15 protein-coding genes are annotated in these 24473 nt (G+C 62.5%); 12 read left to right on the plus strand and 3 right to left on the minus strand.

Annotated elements, in window-relative coordinates; genetic code table 11:
* Window positions 1–2: 2 nt before the first annotated feature.
* Both nuoM and nuoN read left to right on the plus strand, forming a co-directional pair.
* Complete coding sequence (gene nuoM, locus ACJ8HN_RS01025; protein WP_033648043.1) at window positions 3–1532, plus strand: NADH-quinone oxidoreductase subunit M; 1530 nt, start codon at window positions 3–5, stop codon at window positions 1530–1532.
* Window positions 1533–1538: 6 nt separating this feature from the next.
* The gene (gene nuoN / locus ACJ8HN_RS01030; protein ID WP_033635324.1) at window positions 1539–2996 is read left to right on the plus strand and encodes an NADH-quinone oxidoreductase subunit NuoN; all 1458 of its coding nucleotides are present in this window, start codon (window positions 1539–1541) and stop codon (window positions 2994–2996) included.
* 59 nt (window positions 2997–3055) lie between these two features.
* Here the strand turns inward: nuoN and ACJ8HN_RS01035 are convergent, their stop codons facing one another.
* Window positions 3056–3931, minus strand: coding sequence for a LysR family transcriptional regulator (locus ACJ8HN_RS01035; RefSeq protein ID WP_033653764.1), 876 nt, complete (start codon window positions 3929–3931; stop codon window positions 3056–3058).
* 288 nt (window positions 3932–4219) lie between these two features.
* On the opposite strand from ACJ8HN_RS01035, the gene ACJ8HN_RS01040 reads away from it, so the two are divergent.
* Both ACJ8HN_RS01040 and ACJ8HN_RS01045 read left to right on the plus strand, forming a co-directional pair.
* A complete protein-coding gene (locus ACJ8HN_RS01040; RefSeq protein WP_442522940.1) occupies window positions 4220–5455 on the plus strand; it encodes an MFS transporter in 1236 nt (411 codons plus the stop codon).
* A gap of 130 nt (window positions 5456–5585) precedes the next feature.
* Entirely contained in the window at window positions 5586–6095 is a 510-nt protein-coding gene (locus ACJ8HN_RS01045) for a DUF1097 domain-containing protein (RefSeq protein ID WP_033648040.1), read from the plus strand.
* On the opposite strand, the gene ACJ8HN_RS01050 is transcribed toward ACJ8HN_RS01045, so the two are convergent.
* Window positions 6075–7058 (minus strand): LacI family DNA-binding transcriptional regulator, encoded by a 984-nt coding sequence (locus ACJ8HN_RS01050; protein ID WP_442522941.1) that lies wholly within the window; start codon window positions 7056–7058, stop codon window positions 6075–6077. The genes ACJ8HN_RS01045 and ACJ8HN_RS01050 overlap by 21 nt on opposite strands.
* A 267-nt stretch (window positions 7059–7325) precedes the next feature.
* Here ACJ8HN_RS01050 and idnO point away from each other — a divergent pair, with 267 nt between their 5' ends.
* The 3 genes from idnO to elaB all read left to right on the plus strand — a co-directional run bounded on the left by idnO (window position 7326) and on the right by elaB (window position 9537).
* The gene (gene idnO, locus ACJ8HN_RS01055; protein WP_033648038.1) at window positions 7326–8090 is read left to right on the plus strand and encodes a gluconate 5-dehydrogenase; all 765 of its coding nucleotides are present in this window, start codon (window positions 7326–7328) and stop codon (window positions 8088–8090) included.
* Between the two features lie 22 nt (window positions 8091–8112).
* Window positions 8113–9144, plus strand: a complete 1032-nt coding sequence (idnD, locus tag ACJ8HN_RS01060; protein ID WP_060388061.1) for an L-idonate 5-dehydrogenase — start codon at window positions 8113–8115, stop codon at window positions 9142–9144.
* A gap of 81 nt (window positions 9145–9225) precedes the next feature.
* A complete protein-coding gene (gene elaB, locus ACJ8HN_RS01065) occupies window positions 9226–9537 on the plus strand; it encodes a stress response protein ElaB (RefSeq protein ID WP_025303653.1) in 312 nt (103 codons plus the stop codon).
* 36 nt (window positions 9538–9573) lie between these two features.
* Here elaB and ACJ8HN_RS01070 read toward each other — a convergent pair whose 3' ends face one another.
* A complete protein-coding gene (locus tag ACJ8HN_RS01070; protein ID WP_442522942.1) occupies window positions 9574–18231 on the minus strand; it encodes a GH36-type glycosyl hydrolase domain-containing protein in 8658 nt (2885 codons plus the stop codon).
* Between the two features lie 541 nt (window positions 18232–18772).
* Here ACJ8HN_RS01070 and menD point away from each other — a divergent pair.
* From menD to menE, 5 genes are read left to right on the plus strand one after another with little or no spacing between them, the layout of a single operon-like run.
* Window positions 18773–20449: a 2-succinyl-5-enolpyruvyl-6-hydroxy-3-cyclohexene-1-carboxylic-acid synthase gene (menD, locus tag ACJ8HN_RS01075; protein ID WP_049195948.1), complete on the plus strand. Its 1677-nt coding sequence runs from the start codon at window positions 18773–18775 to the stop codon at window positions 20447–20449.
* A complete protein-coding gene (gene menH / locus ACJ8HN_RS01080; protein ID WP_038876383.1) occupies window positions 20446–21216 on the plus strand; it encodes a 2-succinyl-6-hydroxy-2,4-cyclohexadiene-1-carboxylate synthase in 771 nt (256 codons plus the stop codon). The genes menD and menH overlap by 4 nt, the downstream gene beginning before the upstream one ends.
* Before the next feature lie 11 nt (window positions 21217–21227).
* Entirely contained in the window at window positions 21228–22085 is an 858-nt protein-coding gene (gene menB, locus ACJ8HN_RS01085; RefSeq protein ID WP_033635308.1) for a 1,4-dihydroxy-2-naphthoyl-CoA synthase, read from the plus strand.
* Entirely contained in the window at window positions 22085–23068 is a 984-nt protein-coding gene (gene menC / locus ACJ8HN_RS01090) for an o-succinylbenzoate synthase (protein WP_442522943.1), read from the plus strand. The genes menB and menC overlap by 1 nt, the downstream gene beginning before the upstream one ends.
* Window positions 23056–24441: an o-succinylbenzoate--CoA ligase gene (gene menE / locus ACJ8HN_RS01095; protein ID WP_442522944.1), complete on the plus strand. Its 1386-nt coding sequence runs from the start codon at window positions 23056–23058 to the stop codon at window positions 24439–24441. The genes menC and menE overlap by 13 nt, the downstream gene beginning before the upstream one ends.
* The last annotated feature ends 32 nt before the right edge of the window (window positions 24442–24473 follow it).

The raw sequence follows: 24473 nt of genomic DNA on the forward strand, positions 1-24473 counted from the left end.
CCATGCTATTACCTTGGCTAATTCTTATCCCCTTTATCGGCGGTCTGCTGTGCTGGCAGCTTGAGCGCTTCGGTACTAAGGTGCCGCGCTGGATAGCGCTGATCGCAATGGGGCTGACGTTGGCGCTCTCTCTGCAGCTGTGGCTGCAGGGCGGCTATACCTTGACCACGCCGAAAGGCATTCCGCAGTGGCAGAGCGAATTCCTGCTGCCGTGGATCCCGCGCTTCGGCATCTCCATCCACCTGGCGCTGGACGGCCTGTCGCTGCTGATGGTGGTGTTGACCGGTCTGCTGGGCGTGCTGGCGATCCTCTGTTCCTGGCGTGAAATCCAGAAGTATCAGGGCTTCTTCCACCTCAACCTGCTGTGGATCCTGGGCGGCGTTATCGGCGTGTTCCTCGCCATCGACATGTTCCTGTTCTTCTTCTTCTGGGAAATGATGTTGGTGCCGATGTACTTCCTGATCGCGTTGTGGGGCCACAAGGCGTCGGACGGTAAAACCCGCATCACCGCGGCGACCAAGTTCTTCATCTACACCCAGGCCAGCGGTCTGGTGATGCTGATTGCGATCCTGGGCCTGGTGTTCGTGCACTACAACGCCACCGGCGTGTGGACCTTCGATTACGAAGACCTGCTGCAAACGCCGATGTCCCACAACGTGCAATATCTGTTGATGCTGGGCTTCTTCATCGCCTTCGCGGTGAAAATGCCGGTAGTGCCGCTGCACGGCTGGTTGCCGGACGCGCACAGCCAGGCGCCGACCGCAGGTTCCGTCGATCTGGCGGGCATCTTGCTGAAAACCGCGGCCTACGGCCTGCTGCGTTTCAGCCTGCCGCTGTTCCCTGAGGCTTCGCACGAGTTTGCGCCAATCGCCATGTGGCTGGGCGTGATCGGCATCTTCTACGGCGCCTGGATGGCGTTCGCGCAGACCGACATCAAGCGTCTGATCGCCTACACCTCGGTTTCGCACATGGGCTTCGTGCTGATCGCCATCTACACCGGCAGCCAGTTGGCTTATCAGGGCGCGGTGATCCAGATGATCGCGCACGGCCTGTCCGCCGCCGGTATGTTTATCATCTGCGGCCAGCTGTATGAGCGCCTGCATACCCGCGACATGCGTCAGATGGGCGGCCTGTGGGGGCGTATCAAGTTCATCCCTGCGCTGTCGCTGTTCTTCGCCGTGGCTACGCTGGGGATGCCGGGTACCGGTAACTTCGTCGGCGAATTCATGATTCTGTTCGGCAGCTACCAGGTGGTGCCGGTGATCACCGTGATTTCTACCTTCGGTCTGGTGTTCGCTTCGGTTTACTCGCTGATCATGATGCAGCGCGCTTACTACGGTGCGCCTAAATCCGACCAGCCGCTGCAGGGCATGACCGCGCGCGAACTGTTCATCATTCTGCTGCTGGTGGTGTTGCTGGTTCTGCTGGGGGTTTACCCGCAGCCGATTCTGGATACTTCCAACGCGGCGATGAGCAACGTGCAACACTGGTTTGGTTCGTCAGTTTCAGCAATTTCAACAACAAGGCCGTAATTCGCCATGACAATAACTCCTCAACAACTGATCGCACTGCTGCCGCTGTTGATCGTCGGATTGACGGTGGTGGTTGTGATGCTAGGCATTGCGTGGCGACGCGACCACTTTATCAACGCCACCCTGACCGTGATCGGTCTCAACCTGGCGCTGCTTTCGCTGTACTTTGTCGGCCAGGCAGGCCCAATGGACGTCACCCCGCTGCTGCGGGTTGACGGTTACTCGATGTTCTACACCGGGCTGGTGCTGCTGGCGAGTCTGGCGACCTGCACCTTCGCCTATCCGTGGCTGGTCGGCTATCCGGATAACCGCGAAGAGTTCTACCTGCTGGTGCTGATCGCCGCCATGGGCGGCATCCTGCTAGCGAGCGCCAACCATCTGGCTTCGCTGTTCATCGGTATCGAGCTGATCTCGCTGCCGCTGTTCGGCCTGGTGGGCTACGCCTACCGCCAGAAGCGCCCGCTGGAAGCCGCCATCAAGTACATGCTGCTGTCCGCCGCCGCGTCGTCGTTCCTGCTGTTCGGCATGGCGCTGCTGTATGCCGAATCCGGCGATCTGTCGCTGGCCGGCCTCGGCAAGAGCCTGCAGGAAAACATGATGCACCAGCCGCTGATCCTGGCCGGTATGGGCATGATGATCGTCGGTCTGGGCTTCAAGCTGTCGCTGGTGCCGTTCCAACTGTGGACGCCGGACGTGTATCAGGGCGCGCCTGCGCCGGTCTCGACTTTCCTGGCGACCGCCAGCAAGATCGCGATCTTCGCGGTCGTGATGCGTCTGTTCCTGTATGCCCCGGCCGCCGACAACGAAGCGCTGCGCATGGTGCTGTCGATCATCGCGTTCTGCTCCATCTTGTTCGGTAACCTGATGGCCATCAGCCAGACCAACATCAAGCGTCTGCTGGGCTACTCGTCGATCGCTCACCTGGGCTACCTGCTGGTGGCGCTGATTGCGGTGCAAACCCATCAGCTGTCGCTGGAAACCGCCGGCGTTTACCTGGCCGGTTACCTGTTCAGCAGCCTGGGCGCCTTCGGCGTGGTCAGCCTGATGTCCAGCCCGTACCGCGGCCCGGATGCGGATTCGCTGTTCTCTTACCGTGGTCTGTTCTGGCATAAGCCAATCTTGTCCGCGGTGATGACGGTGATGATGCTGTCGCTGGCCGGTATCCCGATGACGCTGGGCTTTATCGGTAAGTTCTTCGTGATCGCGATGGGCGTCAGCGCACACCTGTGGTGGCTGACCGGCGCAGTCGTGGTAGGCAGCGCCATCGGCCTGTACTACTACCTGCGCGTGACCGTCAGCCTGTTCCTCAGCGCGCCGGAATCGCTGCAGCGCGATACCCCGAACAACTGGGCGTTGACCGCCGGTGGCGTCGTGGTGCTGATCTCCGCCGCGCTGGTGCTGCTGCTGGGCGTCTATCCGCAGCCGCTGATTTCGCTGGTGCAGATGGCGCAGCCGACGTTCTGATAACCCTTCAAACGATAAAAAGGTCGCTTCGGCGGCCTTTTTTTATGGGGAAACGGCACTCAGCCGTAATGGGCGCTAAACGAGGTTTCCAGCGCCTGCACTACCGCGCGCACGCGGGCGGCGCGTTGCAAATCGGGATGCAACACCAGCCAGATATCCACCCAGTCTTTGTTCTCCGGCAACAGGCGCACCAGCTCCGGATCTTTGTCCGCCAAAAACGCGGAGAGCAGGCCGATGCCCAGCCCGCTGCGGGTGGCGGAACGCAGCAGTAGCTGCGAATTGCATTGCAGCACCACGTTGGGCTCGTGCAGGGCCTCGCCGCAGAAATTGTTCCAGTGGCGCGGCACCAGATCGCGCGGGAACATCAGCAGATCGTGGCCGCGCAGCTGCTCGCCCCTGAGCGGCATGCCGCGCCGTGCCAGATAGTGTGGGCTGGCGTACAGACCCATTTCGATGGTGGCTAAGCGTTTGATGATCAGCTCATCGTCATCGGGGCGGGCGCCACGGATCGCCAGATCCGCGCCGTGGTAAGAAATATCGGCGATGTTGACCGCCGTCAACAGCGTGACGGTGATGGCGGGGTAGCGTTCCCGCAGATCTTGCAGCGCCGGCATCACGAAGGCTTCGGCCAGGGTATCGGTGGTGGCGATGCGCACGTTGCCACACAGGCTTTCGTCACCGCTGGCGGCTTTGCGGTTGATCGCCTGCACCGCATTTTCCATCTTCATCACGTCCGCCAGCATTTGCTCCCCCAGCGGGCTGAGGGCGAAGGATTTCGGCGTGCGGATAAACAGCTTGGAGCCGAGCGCATCCTCGAAAGCGGACAGCCGTCGACCGACGGTCGCCTGATCGACATGCAGCTGGCTGGCGGCTTTGCGTAGCGTGCCGCAGCGCGCGACGGCCAAAAAGAAGCGCGCGTCGTCCCAATTTATCATGCCATTTCCTCTCTGCAGATTTGTCGGCGCGGTAGGAAACAGGCCGGGCCGGACGAATGATAACGGGTTATATCATAAAGCGTTGCTCTGCCCTGGGGGAGAGAAAGACGGCTAGCGGCCTGCACATCGGCGGTTATTTCTCCGGTGATGCAAGAATACATCAGGGTGATTCATTCTTGACGATACTTCGCCCGTCGCCGTAACGCTATGATAAGCGCCGTTCCCGGCCCGCCGGGTGAGAAAGATGTCGATGGCAGGCCGCCGTCTGCCGACTTTGGGAGTTGAAACATGTCAGAAAATACCGCCAGCCAGATCGCGGCGCCGCAAAATGCTCAGGCGTCGCGCAGGACCATTTTATTGTTCCTGGCGCTGGCTTTGATGTCGGCATTGCTGAACAGCAGTGCGCCGACGCCGCTTTATCCGCTGTATCAGCAGCAGTTTGCGCTGAGTTCCGTCAGCCTGACCGTCGTTTACGGTGCCTACGCCGCCGGCGTACTGATCTCTTTGTTCGGCGTCGGCAATCTGGCCGGCAAAGTGAAGGATTTGCGCAGCGTGATCGTGCCGGCATTGCTGGTGGTGTTGAGCGGTGCGCTGCTGTTTGCGCTGGCGGATACCTTTGTCATGATGCTCATGGCGCGACTGCTGGCCGGGGTGGGCACCGGGGCATTGACCGGGGCGGCAAACATCGCCCTGGTGCGTTTTGGGCCACAAGACGGCGGTAAAAACGCCGCGCTGATCGCCACGTTGTCCTTTACCACAGGGTTAGCGCTGGGCCCGATCTTCAGTGGCGTCGCTTTGCAGACCGGTTTTCATCCCACGACGCTGCCGTTCGCTTTCATCATGGTCATTGCCGCCGTGGCGGCGTTGGGCGTGATGTTCTCGTGGCCGCGTGGCGTGGTCACGGCGCCGACCCGCGCTGCGCCGACGGCGACAGAAAAAAGCATGCTGCTCGACGGCCTGCGCGCCACCGGCGGTAAATTCTTTGTCTGTGCCGGGGCGCTGTTTATCTGTTGGGCTCTGGCCGCCAGCATTTTGGCTATTGGCCCCAGCGTGGCGGAAACGCTGTTAGGCATGCACCAGCGGGGCGTCTTTGGCTATGCGATTGCGGTGTATCTGTTGATCGCCGGTATTAGCCAGATCCTGAGCCGCCGCCTTAACGCCCGTCATTCGCTGTTGTTCGGTTGCCTGGCGCAGGTGCTGGCGGCGGTGGTATTCGCTGCGGCGATCCAATGGCATTCACTGTGGCTGGCGGCTGCGGGCCTGGTGGTGGCCGGCTATGCTTACGGCGCCATTTTCGTCGGCAGCGCGACCCTGGTAAACCTGATTTCGCCGCCGGCCAGCCATGCGCGTTTGCTTTCACTGTTTTACGTTATCGCTTATATCGCCAACTGGGTGCCGATCTTGCTGGGGATCGTGGTCGACCGTGTCGATCTGCAGCAGGCAACCCATCTGCTGTTCCTGAGCAGCACCACGGTATGCCTGTTGTTGGCATGGATGACGGTACGTGTAGGGTTCCCACGTTAATGATTTTGTGATTTAAGTCTCTTTTATTTAATTAATTATTCTTTAATTGCATTTATGTTGTGATTTTAATCACATGAAATAACCGGCTTTCGGGTAAACTGCGCGCTTTCTTTTTGCCGCGGGTCACTTTATGAACGTTCTTTTCGCCATTGCCGTTACTACCGGGATCCTCTCCGGCGTGTGGGGCTGGGTTGCCGTCAGCCTGGGGCTGATCGGTTGGGCCGGTTTTCTCGGCTGCACGGCGTATTTCGCCTGCCCGCAGGGCGGGCTGAAAGGGCTGTTGATCGGCGCGTTGACCTGCTGCAGCGGCGTCTTCTGGGCAATGGCGATCATCCACGGCAGCGAACTGGCGCCGCAGTGGGAGCTGCTGGGGTATCTGCTGACCGGCGTCGTTGCGTTTCTGATGTGCATTCAGGCCAAACAGCAGTGGCTGGGGTTTGTGCCCGGCACCTTTATCGGCGCCTGTGCGACCTTCGCCGGCGGCGGAGATTGGCCGCTGGTGACGCTTTCTCTGTTGGTGGGCTTGCTGTTTGGCTATGCGATGAAAAACAGCGGTCTGTGGTGGGCGGCGCGCAGCGAAAAAGCCCGTGCCGCACAGCCGGTCAGCCCGAATGCCGGCTCAAACGGTGCCGCCGAGTGAGAGGCGGTAGTGCAGATCGTGGCGCTCGGCGCAGGGTTCGCCCGCGATCCGCAGCAGCAGCATTTCAGCGGCGGTTTTCCCCATGTCAAAGCGCGGCGTGATCACGCTGGCGATGCCCGGCGTGGTCGCCTGGCCAATATCCAGGCCGTGAAAACCCGATAGCGCAATCTCCTGCGGCACGCGCACGCCGAGACGCAGGCAGGCCTGCAACACGCCCACCGCCAGATCGTCGTTGGTGCACAGGATACCGTCCAACTGCGGGTAGCGTTCGCGCGCCATCGCCAGCATGTCGGCGCCGATCGAAACCGAAGAGACCTGATGCGGCGTGATCTGGCGCGGTGTTTGCCCCTGAGCCGCCATGGCGCGGCAGTACCCCCGATAGCGTTTATTGTCGCGGGCGTCCGACATGGCGCCAAAGTAAACGATATGCCGTTTGCCGCTGGCGAGCAGCGCTTCGGTCATGTCATACCCCGCCTGTTCATTATCAAACCCCACCGCAATCCGCCCCGGCGGCGCGTCGAGATCCATCACCTGCGCGAGGGGGATTTTGGCGGCGCCGAGGTAGGTCTCTGCGCGCAAGGTATGCGCAGAGTCGGTGAGGATCAGCCCGGCGATCGGGTAGCTCAACAGCTGTGCGATCTGCTCTTCTTCCCGCTGCGGGCTGTAATCGTAGTTCACCACCAGCGTTTGGTAACCCCGCGCTTGGGTAACGGATTCGATGCCGGCCAGCAGATCGGCGAAGATCTGGTTGTTGAAGGAGGGGATCAGTACGCCGATGCGCGGTTTTCTGCCGGCCTGTGCGGTATCGGCGTCAGTGATGTTCAGCTCCCGCATGACCTGCGCAATGCGTTCGGCGGTGTTGGTCGCCACTTTTTCCGGCGTGCGCAGGAAGCGGCTGACGGTCATTTTGGTCACGCCGGCCAATTGTGCGATGTCCTGTAGCGTAACGCGAGGGTGTTTCATTCGGTGGCCTTCACGGGCGGCGCGGCAAGGGTGGATAGCGGTATGTTAACAAATCGATTTGGCGATAACAATGAATGCGCTCCTATTGAAAATAGCTATTTTTCAATTGGATAACTGCTTTTGCCCGCTTGCTGCCTGCGTGAGATCACGTTAAGGGTAACAGGGTTTCGTAACATGATGTTCAGTGATTTCCATCACGTTTTTACCGGTAACAATCGGCTGAGATAGAGGCCTGTCCGATTGGAGGCCTGATGGCCGGGAATCACCATGAACAACCTGTTTTCACTGGATAACAAAATTGTCTTGATCACCGGCGCCTCGCGCGGCATCGGTTTTCTGCTGGCGCGCGGCCTGGCGCAGCAAGGCGCGCATATTCTGGTCAACGCCACCACCGACGAACATGCCCGACACGCCGCCGATCGCCTGCGCGAAGAGGGCTTGCGCGCCGATGCGGCGGCGTTCGACGTTACCGATTCCCAGGCGGTGCATGCTGCCATCGATCGTATCGAAGCGGATATCGGCGCGATAGACGTCTTGATCAACAACGCCGGCATCCAGCGCCGCCACCCGTTCACCGAGTTTCCGGAGCAAGACTGGGACGACATCATCGCCGTCAACCAGAAGGCGGTTTTCATCGTGTCGCAAACCGTGGCGCGTTATATGGTGCCGCGCCGGCGCGGCAAGATAGTCAACATCGGCTCGATGCAAAGCGAGCTGGGGCGGGACACCATCACCCCTTATGCGGCCTCCAAGGGCGCGGTGAAAATGCTGACGCGAGGCATGTGCGTGGAGCTGGCGCGCTACAACATTCAGGTCAACGGCATCGCCCCCGGCTACTTCAAAACCGAGATGACGCAGGCGCTGGCCGACGATCCGGCCTTCACCGCCTGGCTGACCCAACGCACGCCCGCCGCACGCTGGGGCGATCCGCAGGAGTTGATCGGCGCGGCGGTGTTCCTGGCCGCCGACGCCTCCGCCTTCGTCAACGGGCAACTGCTGTTTGTCGATGGCGGCATGTCGGCGGCGGTGTAACCTTTTTTCGTGGAGTGTTGAGATGAAAATTCAAACCCAGTCCTGCGTGGTCAATGGCAAACGCGACGTGGCGGTGATTGCGCAAGAAGTGGATTACCGGGGGCAGGGAACGCTGGTGAAAATCAGCCGCGGCGGCATCTGCGGCTCGGATCTGCATTACTTTCAGGAAGGCAGGGTCGGCAATTTTCAGGTGCGCCAGCCGATGGTGCTGGGCCATGAGGTGATCGGCGAAGTGGTCGCCAGCGATTCGCCGCAGCTGCCGGTCGGGCAGAAGGTGGCGCTCAATCCCAGCAAACCCTGTGGGCAGTGCAAATACTGTCTGGCGCAGCAAAGCAATCAATGCGTCGAGATGCGTTTTTTCGGCAGCGCGATGTATTTTCCGCACGTCGACGGTGCTTTTACCCAATACAAAGTGGTGGACAGCGCGCAGTGCATTCCTTACGGCACCGATCGCGACGACAGGGTGATGGTGTTCGCTGAACCGCTGGCGGTGGCGATCCACGCGGCGAAGCAGCCCGGCGACGTGACGGGGAAAAAGATCTTCGTGTCCGGCGTCGGCCCGATCGGCTGCCTGCTGGTGGCGGCGCTGAAAGCGCTGGGCGCCGCCGAAATTGTCTGTGCCGATCTCAGCCCGCGCTGCCTGGCGATCGCCAGGCAAATGGGGGCCGATCGGTGCCTGCATGCTGCGGACGACGATGTTAGCGGTTATCAGCAGGACAAAGGGTATTTCGACGTCGCCTTCGAAGTGGCGGGGCATCCGCAGTCGCTGCAGCGCTGCCTGGAGATCACCCGCGCCAAAGGCACCGTGGTGCAGGTGGGCATGGGCGCCAGCTTCCCCGATTTTCCGCTGATGTTGTTGATCGCCAAGGAGTTGAACCTGCTCGGATCCTTCCGCTTCGTGGCGGAGTTTGCGCTGGCGGTGGCGTGGCTGGCCGACGACGTGGTCGATCCGCTGCCGTTGCTGTCGGCGGAGTTCGCCAGCGGGCAACTGGCGCAGGCGCTGGAGTTTGCCGGCGATAAGCGCCAGGCCGCCAAGGTGCAATTGGTGTTTTAGGGTAAAAGTCCGATGGCCGCAGGCGGCGATCCTTGTCTATAGTGTAGGAACGCTTAATTTTTCAACCACGGAGATCTCACTATGGCAAGACATACGGATGCTGAGCAAACTACGCTGGATGACGATCTGAGAATGCTGACCGAGACGCTGGAGGAAGTGCTGCAATACACCGGCGATCGCGCGGATCAGGCCTACATCGACATCAAGTCGCACGCCGAGCAGGCGCTGAGTGAGGTTAAGGCGCGCTGGGCGAACACCGGCGAATCCTACTATGCGCGCGCCAAAGAAGCGGTACACCGCACCGACGACTACGTGCGGGATAAACCCTGGCACAGCGTAGGCATCGGCGCCACCGTCGGGCTGGTGCTGGGGCTGCTGCTGGCCAGAAAATAACGACGTCGGGCGGCGGCCTGCGCCGCCGCCCGACAGCTACGTATCTTCTTTCCCCAAAATCACTTCCACCTGATGGATCCTGCCGTCGTCCCGCAGCGCGATCGTCGGCTCCGACTGAGGGATGCCGTCAACGATGATCTGCGTTTCGCCTTCTCCCTGGCGCACGACCAGCTGATATTCGCTGGCGCCTTCGCGGTAGTTGATCGTGAATTGCGGCCAGTCGGCCGGCAGACGCGTATCGATCGTCAGCCGATCGCCGCGGCGTTTCAGGCCCAGCAACGACTCGAGAATCAAGCGATACATCCAGCCTGCCGAGCCGGTATACCAACTCCAGCCACCCCGGCCGATATGCGGCTCAACTGCGTAGACATCAGCGGTCGCCACGTAAGGTTCGACTTTGTAACGTTCGGCGGCGGCGCTGTCCAGGCTGTGGTTGATGGGGTTGATCAGCGCCATCAGCTGCCAGGCGCGTTCGATGTCACCCATTTCGGCGAAGGCCATCACCGCCCATACCGCGCCGTGGGTGTATTGGCCGCCGTTTTCCCGCACGCCGGGCAGATAGCCGCGGATATAGCCGGGATCGGGACCGTTGCCGTCGAACGGCGGCGTCAACAGTCTGATCAGCCTGGCCTGCGGGTCGACCAGATGTGTATCCAATGACTGCATCGCCTGCCGACTGCGCTGCGGATCGCCGGCGCCGGACAGCACCGACCAGCTTTGCGCAATGGCGTCGATGCGGCACTCCGCGGCCAGGTGTGAGCCGAGCGGTTCGCCGTTGTCGAAATAGCCGCGGCGGTACCATTCGCCATCCCAGGCATGGTTGTGCAGGTTGTCCTTCAGGGCGGCGGCCTGGCGGCGGCACTGTGCGGCCAGGTCGTCATCGTGGTGGCGTTCCGCCAGATCGCCGTAGCGCTGCAGGATGGAAAACAGGAAGAAGCCGAGCCAGACGCTTTCGCCGCGGCCTTCCAGCCCGACCCTGTTCATGCCGTCGTTCCAGTCGCCGGCCCCCATCAGCGGCAACCCGTGCTCGCCGAAGGTCAGGCCGTGTTTCAGCGCGCGCGCGCCGTGCTGGTACAGGCTTTCCCGCACTGCGCTCTGCGCCGGCTGTTCATAGGCGGACTCTTCGCCGGGCGCCAGCTGGCGCGCCTCCAGATAGCCCACCTGTTCGGTCAAAATGCTCTCGTCGCCGGTGGCGTCCAAATAATGACACATCGCCAGCGGCAGCCACAGATAGTCGTCGGAACAGCGGGTGCGCACGCCGTTGCCCTGCGGCGGATGCCACCAGTGCTGCACATCGCCCTCGATAAACTGGCGTGAGGCGCACAGCAGGATCTGTTCGCGCAGCCGTTGCGGCGCGGCGTGGGTCAGTGCCAGCGTGTCCTGCAGCTGATCGCGGAAGCCAAAGGCGCCGCCGGATTGGTAGTAGCCGCTGCGTGCCTGAATGCGGCAGGAGAGAGTTTGGTACAGCAGCCAGCCGTTAGCCAGCAGATCGACCGCCGGATGCGGCGTGCCGATCTGCACCTTATTCAGGATGCCGTCCCAATAGGCGGCGACCTGTTGCCGTTCGTCTTGCAGGCGATCTTCATCCAGGTAGCGCTGCAGCAGCATGTCGGCCTCGTCGGCGTTTTGTCCCAGTCCCAGGACGAACACCAGGCTGCGCTGATCGCCGTCGATCAGGCTGAGCGCCGACTGTACCGCGCCGCACGGATCCAGCCCGGCGCCGACCCTGCCGGAAAGCCGGCGCAGTTTCAGCACCGCCGGATTGGCCAGCGTGCCGTTGCGGCCGAGGAATTCACGCCGATCGCCGCTGATGGAACAGTGGGCGCCGGTAACGCCGAAAAAGGCGGTGCGCTCGGAACCGTTGCCGCCGTAATGGTTGGTGGCCAGAATGCCGCAGCCGCCCGTCGTCGTCGCGGCCTGTGTCACGACGTGCATGGCGGTTTTACTGCGCAAATCGCCGAGGATGAATTCCATGTAGCCGGTGGCGGAGAGTTTGCGCGTGCGGCCTGAACCGTTGGTCAGCGTCAGCAAAAACAGCTTCACCGGCGCGTCCTGCGCCACCAGCATCGTCAGCTGGCTGTCGATGCCGCCTTCGCGGTGCTCGAACACGCTGTAGCCAAAGCCGTGGCGCGTCAAATAGTGGCCGCGACCGCGGGCTGGCAGCGGCGTGGGGGACCAGACGTGGCCGCTTTCCTCGTCGCGCAGATAAAACGCTTCGCCACCGCGATCGCTGATGGGATCGTTATCCCACGGCGTCAGCCGGTACTCGTGAGCGTTTTCGTACCAGCTATAGGCCTGACCGCTTTCTGAGATAACCGTGCCAAACAGCGGGTTGGCGATAACGTTTGACCAGGGTGCCGGAGTGATCTTGTTCTCGTTCATCGCAATGACATATTCGCGTCCGTCGCTGGAGAATCCGCCCAGCCCGTTAAAGAATTGCAGGTCTTCGATGGCGGGCAACTGCGGCGAATGCAGGTTGCGCGGCAGGTTGTCTACCGTCGCCAGCTTCGACGACGCGGTGACCGGAGACAGCGGCTGTTGCAGGGTTTGCGGCAGCTGCAGGCGTTGGTTGAGCTGCTCCGCCAAACCGCCGCGTCGGTCGTCGAGATAGATGCGCGCCACGCTGAGCAGCAGACGATGGTCTTCCGGCGACATATGTTCGCTGGTCCGCACGAAAATGCCCCCCGGCTTGTCGGTCAGGGTGGATTCCATGCCGGCGGCGATCAAGCCCATGATCTGATTTTGCAGATCCTGGCGGTAGCCGCCGACGTCTTCGTTGAGGATCACCAGATCCACCTGCAGCCCCTTAAGGCGCCAATAGTTGTGTGCCTGGATCAGCTGCTGCACCAACGCGATATTCTCCGCGTCGCTGACCGTCAGCAGCACGATCGGCAGATCGCCTGAGATCGAATGCCCCCATAACCCGGACTGGCCGCGGCGGTTGCTGATGATTTCACCGCCGCCGGCGCGCATTTCCTGCGCCGGGAACACCACGGCGCCGGCCAGACGGTTGAACAGATTGGCGTCTTCCTCATTGGCGTTCAGTTGGCGCAACACCACCTGGCTGTGTGACCAGGCCAGTTCGAAGACGCGATCCGCCAAGTGGCGATCGCGATACTTTTCCAGCATCGCCAGACAGGAGGCGCGATCCTCGCAAACGCCGTAAAACACATCCAGCGTCAGCGGAACGTTGGGTTCCAGCACCACGCGCTGGCGGATGGCGATGATCGGATCGATAACCGGCCCGGCGCTGTTGGTCAGCGGCGCATTGTGGTACAACGCCTGCGGATTGGCCGGCGTGCGGCCGCGGCCGATAAATATGCCGCGATCGGTTTCGAACGAGGTTTGCGCGCTGTTTCCCTGTACCGTCATCATGTGCAGCAGCCACGGGCACGTCTCTTTGGGCTCGCGCGGTCTGCGATGACACAGGATCGCTTCCTGGTCTGGCAGTAGCTCGGTTTGCACGAACAGATTGCTAAAGGCCGGGTGCGCCAGATCGTTCCCGGCCGGTGCCAGCACCACTTCGGCATAGCTGGTGATCTCAAGGATGCGCGGCTGTTTACCGCGGTTGATGAGCGTCAGGCGGCGCAGTTCGATATCATCTTCCGGCGAAACCACCACCTGCGTTTTGACCGAAAGTGTGCCCAGATGGCGCTGGAATTCGGCGCCGGCGTCGTTGAACACCGCGCGATAGTCTTTGGCGCCGCCGCCGCCGATCGGTTGCCAGGTATTGCTCCACACTTCGCCGGTTTGCGGATCGCGCAGGTAGCAGAAAGCGCCCCAGTTATCACGGGTGGCGTCCTCGCGCCAACGGGTCAGCGCCAGGTTTTGCCACCGGCTGTAACTGCCGCCGGCCTGCGACAGCATCAGATGATAGTTGGCGTTGGACAACAGTTGCACTTCGGGTATCGGCGTATCGACGCGGGTGAATTCACGCGCGCTGAAGCTGGCCGGCTGGATGGTGCCTTCGTGGGTTTCGAAATGACGACGCGGGCTATAGAGCTCGACTGCGTCCGGCACGCGTTCCTGCAGCAGCAGGCGCGCTGACTGGAAGGCGGGATAGCGGGCGAAACGCGCCACCATCGGCGCATCCAGCAGCAGGTGCGACAGCGCCAGGAACCCCATGCCCTGGTGGTGTGCCATGTAGGAGCGGACGATCGTGTACAGTTGCCCGCGGCTCAGGCGTGCGGTGGTGTAATCGAGCGCTTCGTAAAAACCGTATCGCCCTTTGGCGCCGTTGTGTTCCAGCGTCAGCAGGTTATTGCAAGCGGCGACGGGCTCAACGATCAGTGCCATCAGCGTCGCGTAAGGGGCGATCACCATATCGTCGGCCAGGCCGCGCCGCAGCCCCAAACCGGGCACCCCAAAGGCGTGATATTGATAATTTTGCTGCGCGTCGAAGCCGAAATAGCCGGATTCGGAAACGCCCCAGGGGACGCCGCGCTCCTTACCCCAGGCGATTTGGCGCGCCACCGCCGCGCGGCACATCTGCACCAGCAGCGAATCGGGATAGGCGGGCATGACCAACTGCGGCATCAGGTATTCGAACATCGACCCGCTCCACGACATCAGCGCAGGCTCCTTGTCGATGACGGTGAACAGCCGGCCAAGGGCGAACCAGCTGCGCTGCGGCACCTGATTGGTCGCGATGGCCACGTAGTTGGTCAGACGGATTTCCGACGCCAGCAGATCGTATTTGCTGCTGTCCATGCGGTTATGGTCGCAGTTGAAGCCGACGCTCAGCAGGTGGGTCGATTCGTCATACAGGAAGTGGAAGTCCATCTGCGCCATTTTTTCCAGCCGCTGCCGCAGGCTGCCGAGTTGCGCCAGGCGCTGTTGCGCCAGCGCGGCGGCGGCATCGAGCCGACTTTGTTGCTCGGCCGAAAGCCCCAGGTTCGCCGGGGCGTCGGCCAACCAGCGCAGGCTGGGCGGCTGCGCCAGATCCGGCGGCGCATCGCTCAGCCAGCCATACCATTGCGCCCATTCCGCACAGAGTTCATTAAGCTGCTGATGGAGCGCGCCGGCCCAGCGTTTAGTTTCTTCGCCGTGGTTTAACGCCGGCTCCTGCAACCCGTTGCTGTAGTTGCGCATGGCGTCCAATTCAAGCAGCAGCGCGGCGTACGGGCTGTTTTGCGCCTGTTGCCAATGTTGGCGCAGTTTGGCCAGGTTTTTCGGCGCTGCGTTTCCCCACTGCTGTTCCAGCAGTTCCAGGCTGTCTCCCAGACCGGCCACTATCCGCTGCGGATCGATGACCGGCTGTTGGGCCAGCGCCGGCAGCCCGGCGCAGAGCGTCAGCAGATGCCCGGCCAGGTTGCCGCTGTCGACGCTGGAAATATAGCGCGGGTTTAACGGCTCTAAGGTGCGCGTGTCGTACCAGTTGTACAGATGGCCGCGATAGTGCTCCATGCGATCCAGCGTATCGAGCGTCAGTTCAATGCGGCGCAGCGCCTCGCACAGCGTCAGGTAGCCGAAATCGCAGGCGGTGAGGTTGGCCAATAGCGACAAACCGATATTGGTCGGCGAGGTGCGGTGCGCTATCACCGGTTCCGGTATTTCCTGATAGTTGTCCGGCGGCAGCCAGTTCTCCTGAGCATTGACGAAGGTGTTGAAAAAGTCCCAGGTCTGGCGGCTGGTATGGCGCAGGAAGCGCCGTTGCTCCTCATCGATCGCCGTTTTGCTGCGCTGCGGCTCGCGGCTCAGGTAGTAGAGCAAGAACGGCGCGAATACCCACAGCGCGGAAAGCGGCAAGGCGACGACGAGCGCCATCGGGTTATGCCACGCGGTGAGCAGAAGCAACCCCGCCCCGGCCAGCGGATTGACCCACATGGCGCGATAGAAATTGGTCGGCGTCACCCGCAGGCGCGTTTTGCTCTGGGCGTAGCTGGTCCACTCTTGCAGATTGCGTTGGCTGAACAGCAGGCGCCATAGGGTAACGGCGATCGCTTTCAGGCTGTACAGCGCTTCGTGCGGGAGTGCCGCGAGGCGCAGGCCGATTTGTGCCAACCGGTGCAGCGTGCCCTTCAGCGCCAGCCGCACATGCTGGAGAAACGGGCGGCGTGGCGGTTTGCGCGCGATGTCCTGCAGCAGCGCCAGCGCGGAAGGCAGCAGCAGAAGGATAAAGACCACCGCCAGCCAGTAACCGGTGTTGGGCAACCCTGTCAGGCAGCAGAATAAAAGCAGCAACAGGCTGGGGGCCACCAGGCTGCGGCGCAGGTTGTCGAACAGCTTCCACTGCGACAGCGCGCTCAGCGGGTTGGCGCAGCGTGAGCCGTCCGCTTTTTTCACCCGCGGCAGCAGCCAGTTAAGCAACTGCCAGTCGCCGCGGATCCAGCGCGAACGGCGCGCCACGTCGACCAGATAGTTGCTGGGATATTGCTCATACAACAGCACATCGCTCAACAGCCCCGAGCGGGCATAGCAACCTTCCAGCAGATCGTGGCTCAGCACTAAATTCTCCGGGCAGGTGCCTTGCAGGCTGCGCGCAAACACGTCCACGTCGTAAATGCCTTTGCCGATGAATGAGCCTTCGCCAAACAGATCCTGATAAATGTCCGACGCCATGCGCGTATAGGGATCGTTGCCCGGCGTGCTGCTGCATAAGGCGGCGTAACGTCCCTGACCAAAACGCGGGATCTCTTCGGCCATGCGCGGCTGCAAAATGGCGTAGCCTTCCACCACGCGCTGTCTGTTTTCGTCATACTGCGGCTGGTTGAGCGGATGCGCCATGGCGGCGATCAGCTGGTGAGCGGTGTCGCGCGGCAATACGGTATCGCTGTCGAGGGTGATGACGTATTTGACGTTTTTCAGAGCCTCAAGGCCGGCGCCAACCAGGCTGGAGAAGGCGTTGTCGCGGTTGCGTAGCCAGTCGTTAAGCGCATTCAGCTTGCCGCGTTTGCGCTCCAGCCCCATCCACACGCCCTGTTTGTCATTCCACTGCCGATCGCGGTGGAACAGGAAAAAGTGGCCCGGCCCTTCACAGGGATAGCGTGCATTCAGCGCGCCGATTTTTTCACTGACGTAAGCCAGCAACGCGGCGTCGTCAGCCTGCCGCTGATGCGGGGCGTCGTTAAAGTCGGTGAGCAGCGCGAAATGCAGGTGTTTCATCGCATTACCCAGATAACAGACCTCCAGCGCGTTGAGCAGCCGGTCGATGCCGGTTTTCTCGTCGAGCAGGGTGGGGATCACCACCAATGTGCGGAACTCGGCCGGAATGCCGCAGGAGAAATCGAGCCTCGGCAAAGGTCGGGGTTCCCGGCTGCGGGTCGTAACCTCGCTGAGAAGGTTAAGCACGAATTGGCTGACGACGATCGCCAACGGGAAAAACAGCAGCGCCAATCCCCACCAGCTGATGCCGCTGCCCGCCGCGTGGCGCAACAGTTCCGCACAGCTGGCGGTGGTGAGCAGGCTGAGGCTGCCGAGCCAGGACAGCAGCGGTGCCTGGTTCAGCGCGTGGCGCACCCGGGTAATGCGGCCGAGGCGTACCGCCAACTGCTGTTCCAGCGCCGGTCTGCCGTCGTCGATCAGGTAGTAGCCGATGTGATGGTTGCGCGCATCGCCGACGGGATCTTCCGCCGCCACTCGCGCCATGTTGAGCACGTGTCGCGCAACCTGTACCTCGTCGTGCGGGCTGTGGCGGGCCAGCATTTCGATCACGTGGCGATAGTGATCGCGGGTGTCGAAGTGCATCATCGGATACACCCCAGCCGGATCCTGACGCAGCGTTTGATCTACCAGGCTCATGGTTTCCACAAATTCCGCCCAATCCATTTCGCTCAGCTGGCGCAGGCCGGCGATGCTGTTGCTGACCGACAGTTGGCTGACCGCCAACTGTTGGTTGAAGCGGTGGATCAGTTCATCGGAGGTCATGCTGACCTCCGCCAGACGCTGTTCCACCCAGGTGAGCGGCAGCGCCAGCATGGTGCCGTGGCCCTGCAGACGGCGCACCAGCTCGGCGACGAAGGCGCTGGTGCGCGGCGGATTGGATCGCGCCATGTCGGCGATAACGATGATCAAATTGGCCGGATCGTTTTCCGCCGATTCGAGCATTTTATTGACCCAGTCATCGGCCAGGTTGCGTTCACGCTGAGCCTGCGCTACCTCGACGCTGACGCGGCGCAGGTTGTCTATCAGCGCCAGACGCAGCATGCCCGGCAGCGCCCACAGTTCACCCAGCGTCAGATTGGTTTCCTTTTGATAGGCGGCGATATAGCGTGTCAGGCTCTCTGCGTCCCAGCGCCCGTCGCCGTGGGTGATGGCTTCGGCGGCGATGTCGTAAATGCGCGGGCAGTTGTGCGGTGCAGTCAGCTGCGGCAAGCCGCGGCCAAAGGTCTTAGGCAAGTGATGTCGCACCACGCGGATTTGCTCTTCGATCAAATAGTAATTATCGAGCAACCACTCCCCGGCGGGCGTCATGCTGCTTTTTTTGCCGTTGCTGAGCTGGCGGCAGCTCTCAGCCAGCACCCGTTCGTTGTGATCCAGCCGCTTCAGCAAATAGTAGGGGGTCTTACGCGTCGCCAGTTTGTGAGAGCGTGCCAGACGCTGGCCGTAGCGTTCCATCTGATCGACGGAAAACAGCTCGGCCTTGATGGTGCCGCCGAGCGGTTCCGGTTCGCCTTTAGCGCTTCTGGCGGCGAGCGGCTTTATTTTGCTGTTTTTGCGTTGACTTCTTAACCAATTGATAAGTTTTTCTTTCACACAAAAGCTCCTCACTTCTGACCAAAAGGGCAGCCGGTAAACCCGCTGGGAGTGCGTGAACATCCTGTATCTGGCGCCGGGAACATATGGCGTGGATTTGTTGCAGGAAGGAACAGACCTTTCCAGTATAGCTGTTCAGAATGAGATGTGTCTGTTTTTTAATCGTATTGTTTAATTTTAATAAACATTTGTCGAGGCGGGGCGTTCTGACCTATGCCCGATCAGCAACGGTATGTCATGGAGGTTGACTTGCTGTGGCGGGAAGATCCGTCAGGATAAACTCACTGGGTATTTCCCTGATTTTTGTATGGGCGGATTGAGCTCAGAATGTCGCGGGTGTAAAGTATTTGTGTTTTTATTGTTTGTTTTTTGTTCTAAATCAAATAATTATCTGGTGTAAACGCCCAGGGATATACGGCGTTCTTGCGCTGGCGCAAAAGCCGTGAAAATAACACCTCATATAATACAGAGCGTAACTACAGGCGCGGCGTCCGTCGGCTGCGCCGGAGACGATCTCTGTTAACTGACTTGTGAGCGAACTATGTCGACAAGTGTTTTTAATCGCCGGTGGGCGGCTGTGCTGCTCGAGGCGCTGGCCCGCCATGGGGTGCGGCATGTTTGTATCGCTCCGGGATCGCGCTCCACGCCGCTGACGCTGGCCGCCGCGGCTAACCGATCGTTTATCTGTCATACCCATTTTGACGAGCGCGGGCTCGGCCATCTGGCGCTTGGGCTGGCGAAGGCGGCGCGTGAGCCGGTGGCGGTGATCGTCACGTCCGGCACCGCGGCGGCCAACCTTTATCCCGCGCTGATCGAAGCCGGCCTGACCGGTGAGCGGCTGGTGTTTCTCACCGCCGATCGGCCGCCGGAGTTGATCGACTGCGGCGCCAATCAGGCGATCCGTCAAAACGGCCTCTACAGCAGCCACCCGACGCTGGCGATCGATCTGCCGCGTCCTACGCCGGATATTCCGGCCGCGTGGCTGGCCTCCAGCGTCGACAGCGCGATGGCGCGCCTGCAACACGGCGCTTTGCACATCAACTGCCCGTTCGCCGAGCCGCTGTACGGCGGCGACGAACGTCACTATGCCGATTGGTCCGCCGCGCTGGGCGACTGGTGGCAGAGCGATCGCCCGTGGCTGCAGGAAAGCGAGACGCGTACGGCGCCATTGCCGCAGCCGGACTGGTTCTTCTGGCGGCAGAAACGCGGCGTGGTGCTGGCCGGGCGTATGAGCGCGCAAGAGGGCGCGCAGGTGGCCGAATGGGCCGCAACGCTGGGCTGGCCGCTGATCGGCGACGTGCTGTCGCAGACCGGGCAACCGCTGCCCTGCGCCGATTTGTGGCTCGCTCATCCGCAGGCGCAGCGCGTACTGCAAGATGCGCAGCTGGTGGTGCAGTTCGGCGGCAGCCTGACCGGCAAACGCCTGCTGCAGTGGCAGGCGCAGTGCCGGCCTGAAGAGTATTGGATCATCGACGAGCTGCCGGGGCGGCTCGATCCGGCCCAGCACCGTGGGCGGCGCCTGCGCGCCGGCGTAGCTCAGTGGTTGGCGCAGCACCTGGCGCAGCCGCGCCAGCCTTGGGCCGCCGGGCTGGCCGTGCTGGCGGATAAAGCGCTGACGGCGGCATCCACGCATCTGCACGATAACTTTGGCGAAGCGCAGCTGGCGCACCGCCTGCCGGAACTGCTGCCGGAGAACGGCCAGCTGTTTCTCGGCAACAGCCTGGTAGTGCGGCTCATCGATGCGCTAACGCCTTTGCCCGTCGCCTACCCGGTATTCAGCAACCGCGGTGCCAGCGGCATCGACGGCCTGATCTCCACCGCTGCCGGCGTGCAGCGCGCCACCGACAGACCGACGTTGGCGGTGGTGGGCGATCTTTCCGCTCTGTATGACCTCAATGCGCTGGCGCTGCTGCGCCAGAGCTCGGCGCCGACGGTGCTGATCGTCGTCAATAATAACGGCGGCCAAATTTTCTCGCTGCTGCCGACGCCGGAAGAGGATCGTCAGCGCTTTTACTGCATGCCGCAGAACGTCGAGTTCAGCCACGCGGCGGCGATGTTCCAACTGGGTTACGCGCGGCCGGAGAACTGGAGCCAGCTGCAACAGGCGGTTGAACAAGGCTGGCGGCGCGGCGGCGCCACGCTTATCGAACTGCAGGTGCCGCCGAGCGCGGGGGCCGAAAGCCTGCAATACCTGGTGCAACAGATGGCGGTGCAATGATGCTGGCGACGCGAATTTTGCAACAGGGCGAAGCGGGCCGCCCGTGGCTGGTGTGGCTGCATGGCCTGCTCGGCAACAACAATGAATGGCGGGTGATCGCCGCACGCTGCCCGGAATGGCCATCGCTGGCCATCGATCTGCCCGGCCACGGTGATTCCGTGGCGGTGAGCTGCCGCGGCTTCGACGACATCAGCGCGCAGATTGCCGCCACGCTGCAGCTGCGCAATATCGAACGCTATTGGCTGGTGGGCTACTCGCTCGGCGGGCGCATCGCCATGTATCACGCCTGCCACGGCCGCCATGCCGGCCTGCAGGGGGTGATCGTCGAGGGCGGTAATCCGGGGCTGGAGGACGAAGAGCAGCGCCGTCGGCGCTGCGAACAGGATGCGCTGTGGGCGGCGCGTTTTCGCAGTGAGCCGATCGCCGAGGTCCTGGCGGACTGGTATCAGCAGCCGGTGTTCAAAGAGCTTAGCCATGTGCACCGCCAGGCGCTGATCGCCGCGCGCTCGGTCAACAGCGGCCCGGCGATCGCCGACATGCTCGAAGCCACGTCGCTCGGGCGGCAGCCCTATCTGGCGCCGCAGCTGCGCCAACTGAGCGTGCCGCTGCAGGTGTTGTGCGGTGAGAACGACCCCAAATTTCAACGGCTGGCGCGCGACGCCGGGTTGCCGTTGCGCATCGTGCCGCAGGCCGGCCACAACGCGCATCTGGCCAATCCGCAGGATTTCGTCGCCGAGCTGCAGACCTTTCTCGTTAACCCTGGTTAAAGGAACCGAACATGCTTTATCCGAATGAAGAACAGCTGTATGCCGCCATCGCCTGGCAGGATTGCACCGGCGATTTCGAAGACATTCTGTATCACAAGTCCGCCGACGGCATCGCCAAAATCACCATTAACCGGCCGCAGGTGCGCAATGCGTTTCGCCCGCAAACGGTTAAAGAGATGATCGACGCGCTGGCCAACGCCCGTTACGACGACGGCATCGGCGTCATTATTCTGACCGGCGCCGGCGATAAGGCCTTCTGCTCCGGCGGCGATCAGAAAGTGCGCGGCGACTACGGCGGCTATCGCGACGACAGCGGCGTGCATCACCTCAACGTGCTGGACTTCCAGCGCCAGATCCGCACCTGCCCGAAACCGGTGGTGGCGATGGTGGCCGGTTATTCGATCGGCGGCGGTCATGTGCTGCACATGATGTGCGATCTGACCATCGCGGCGGATAACGCCATCTTCGGCCAGACCGGCCCTAAAGTGGGCTCGTTCGACGGCGGCTGGGGCGCGTCTTACATGGCGCGCATCGTCGGCCAGAAGAAGGCGCGCGAAATCTGGTTCCTGTGCCGCCAGTACGATGCCGCTGCCGCGTTGGACATGGGGCTGGTCAATACCGTGGTGCCGCTGGCCGATCTGGAAAAAGAGACGGTGCGCTGGTGCCGCGAAATGCTGCAGAACAGCCCGATGGCGCTGCGCTGCCTGAAGGCGGCGCTGAACGCCGACTGCGACGGCCAGGCCGGTTTGCAGGAGCTGGCGGGCAACGCCACCATGCTGTTCTACATGACCGACGAAGGGCAGGAAGGGCGCAACGCGTTCAACGAGAAGCGTCAGCCGGACTTCAGCAAATTCAAGCGTAACCCGTAATGAACGGGGTAAACCGCAGCGCGGCGCTTTACCGTTACAGCCTGCCGATGGAGGCGGGTGTGGTGCTGCGCAATCAGCGGTTGAAAACGCGTGACGGATGGGTGGTGCAGCTGCGTCAGGGCGAGCGTGAAGGCTGGGGCGAGATCGCGCCGCTGCCGGAATTCAGCCGGGAAACGCTGGCGCAGGCCGAACAGGCCGCGTTGGACTGGCTGCAGGCCTGGTTGGCGGGCAACGAACCGGATGACAGCACGCTGCCCTCGGTGGCCTTTGGGCTCAGCTGCGCGCAGGCCGAGCTGGAGCAGCGCTTGCCGACGCAGGCGGATTTTCGCAAGGCGCCGCTGTGTACCGGCGATCCGGATGAGCTGTTCGAGACATTGAGCGCCTTGCCGGGCGAGAAAGTCGCGAAAGTGAAGGTGGGGCTGTATGAAGCGGTGCGTGACGGCATGATCGTCAACGTGCTGCTGGAGGCGCTGCCGGATCTGCGGCTGCGGCTGGACGCCAACCGCAGCTGGACCCGCGCCAAAGCCGACGGCTTCGCCAAATACGTCAACCCGGCGTGGCGCGATCGCATCGCCTTTTTGGAAGAACCCTGCAAGACCCGTGATGAATCACGCGATTTCGCCCGGGCGACCGGCATCGCCATCGCCTGGGATGAGAGCGTGCGCGAGGCGGACTTTGTAGTCCAGGCCGAGCCGGGCGTGGCGGCCATCGTGATCAAGCCGACGCTGGTCGGCAGCCTGACGCGCTGCCAGGCGTTGGTGGCGCAGGCGCACGCGGCGGGGCTGACGGCGGTGATCAGCTCCAGCCTCGAATCCAGCCTGGGGTTGACCCAGCTGGCGCGCATTGCCCATTGGCTGACGCCGGATACCGTGCCGGGCCTGGACACGCTGGGGTTGATGCAGGCGCAGGTGCTGCGCCCGTGGCCGGGCATCGCGTTGCCGCTGCTGGATGTCTCGGCGCTGGAGTGCCTATGGCGCCGTTGAACGATTGGCCGTGGCGACACTGGGCGCGCACTCAGCCACAGGCGACGGCGCTGATGCTCGGCGAACAACCGCTGAGCTGGCTGGCGTTGCAGAGCCAGGTGGATGAGCTGGCGGCGGATTTCCAGCATCAGGGCGTTGAACCGGGCTGCGGCGTGGCGCTGTGCGGTAAAAACAGCTATCCACTGCTGCTGGCCTATCTGGCGCTGTTGCAGTGCGGCGCACGCCTGTTGCCGCTCAATCCCGCCTTGCCGACGCCGCTGCTGGCGCAGCTGTTGCCGGAATTGGATATGACCTTTGTCTTCGACCCAGACTCGTTGCCGGCGCTGCCGGAAGACGTGATTCGATTGACCCCGCCGTCGACCGAGCCGCGTTGGCCAGACCTGCCGACGTGGGATGCGCAGCGTCTGGCGACGCTGACGTTGACTTCCGGTTCCAGCGGCATGCCGAAAGCGGCGGCGCACAGCTATGCCAACCATCTGGCCAGCGCCGCCGGGGTGTTGGGGCTGATGGCGTTTCAGCGCGAGGATTGCTGGCTGCTGTCATTGCCGCTGTTTCACGTCTCCGGACAGGGCATTGTCTGGCGCTGGCTGGCGGCGGGCGCCCGGTTGGCGGTGCGCGAGATGCACCCGCTGAACGAGGCGTTGGCGGGATGCACGCACGCCTCGTTGGTGCCGACCCAGCTGTGGCGGCTGTTGGCGCAACCGCTGGCGGGCATGACGCTGAAGGCGGTGCTGCTCGGCGGCGCGATGATCCCGGTGGAACTGACCGAACGGGCGGAGGCGGCGGGGATCCGCTGCTGGTGCGGCTATGGGCTGACCGAACTGGCTTCCACGGTGTGCGCCAAGCGCGCCGATGCGCGGCCGGGCGTCGGCCTGCCGCTCAGCGGCCGCGAGGTAAAACTGGTGGACGAAGAGGTCTGGATCCGCGCCGACAGCCTGGCGCTCGGCTACTGGCGTCATGGCCAGCTGCAGCCGCTGGCGGATGCACAGGGTTGGTTCGCGACCCGCGATCGCGGCGCGATGGCCGAGGGGGAACTGCGCATTTTGGGCCGGCTGGACAACCTGTTTTTCAGCGGCGGCGAAGGGGTGCAGCCGGAGGATATCGAACGCGTGTTGGCGGCGCACCCGCAGATCTCGCAGGCGTTTGTGGTGCCGGCGGCGGACGTCGAGTTCGGCCAGCGGCCGGTGGCGGTAATCGACGGCGATCCGTCGCTGTCGCTGGCGGCGTTGCTCGCCTGGTCGCAGGACAAGCTGGCCAATTTCCAACGCCCGTCGGTGCTGCTCCCGCTGCCTGACGAGCTGAAAAACGGCGGCATCAAGATTTCGCGCCGCCAGTTGCAGCAATGGGTGGCGCAGCGCCTCTCTCAGGCATAAAAAAGCCGCCCGAAAGGGCGGCTGAGTGGATG

Origin of the sequence: Serratia sp. CY29653 (assembly GCF_052169255.1) — a bacterium.
Taxonomy (GTDB): domain Bacteria; phylum Pseudomonadota; class Gammaproteobacteria; order Enterobacterales; family Enterobacteriaceae; genus Serratia; species Serratia sarumanii.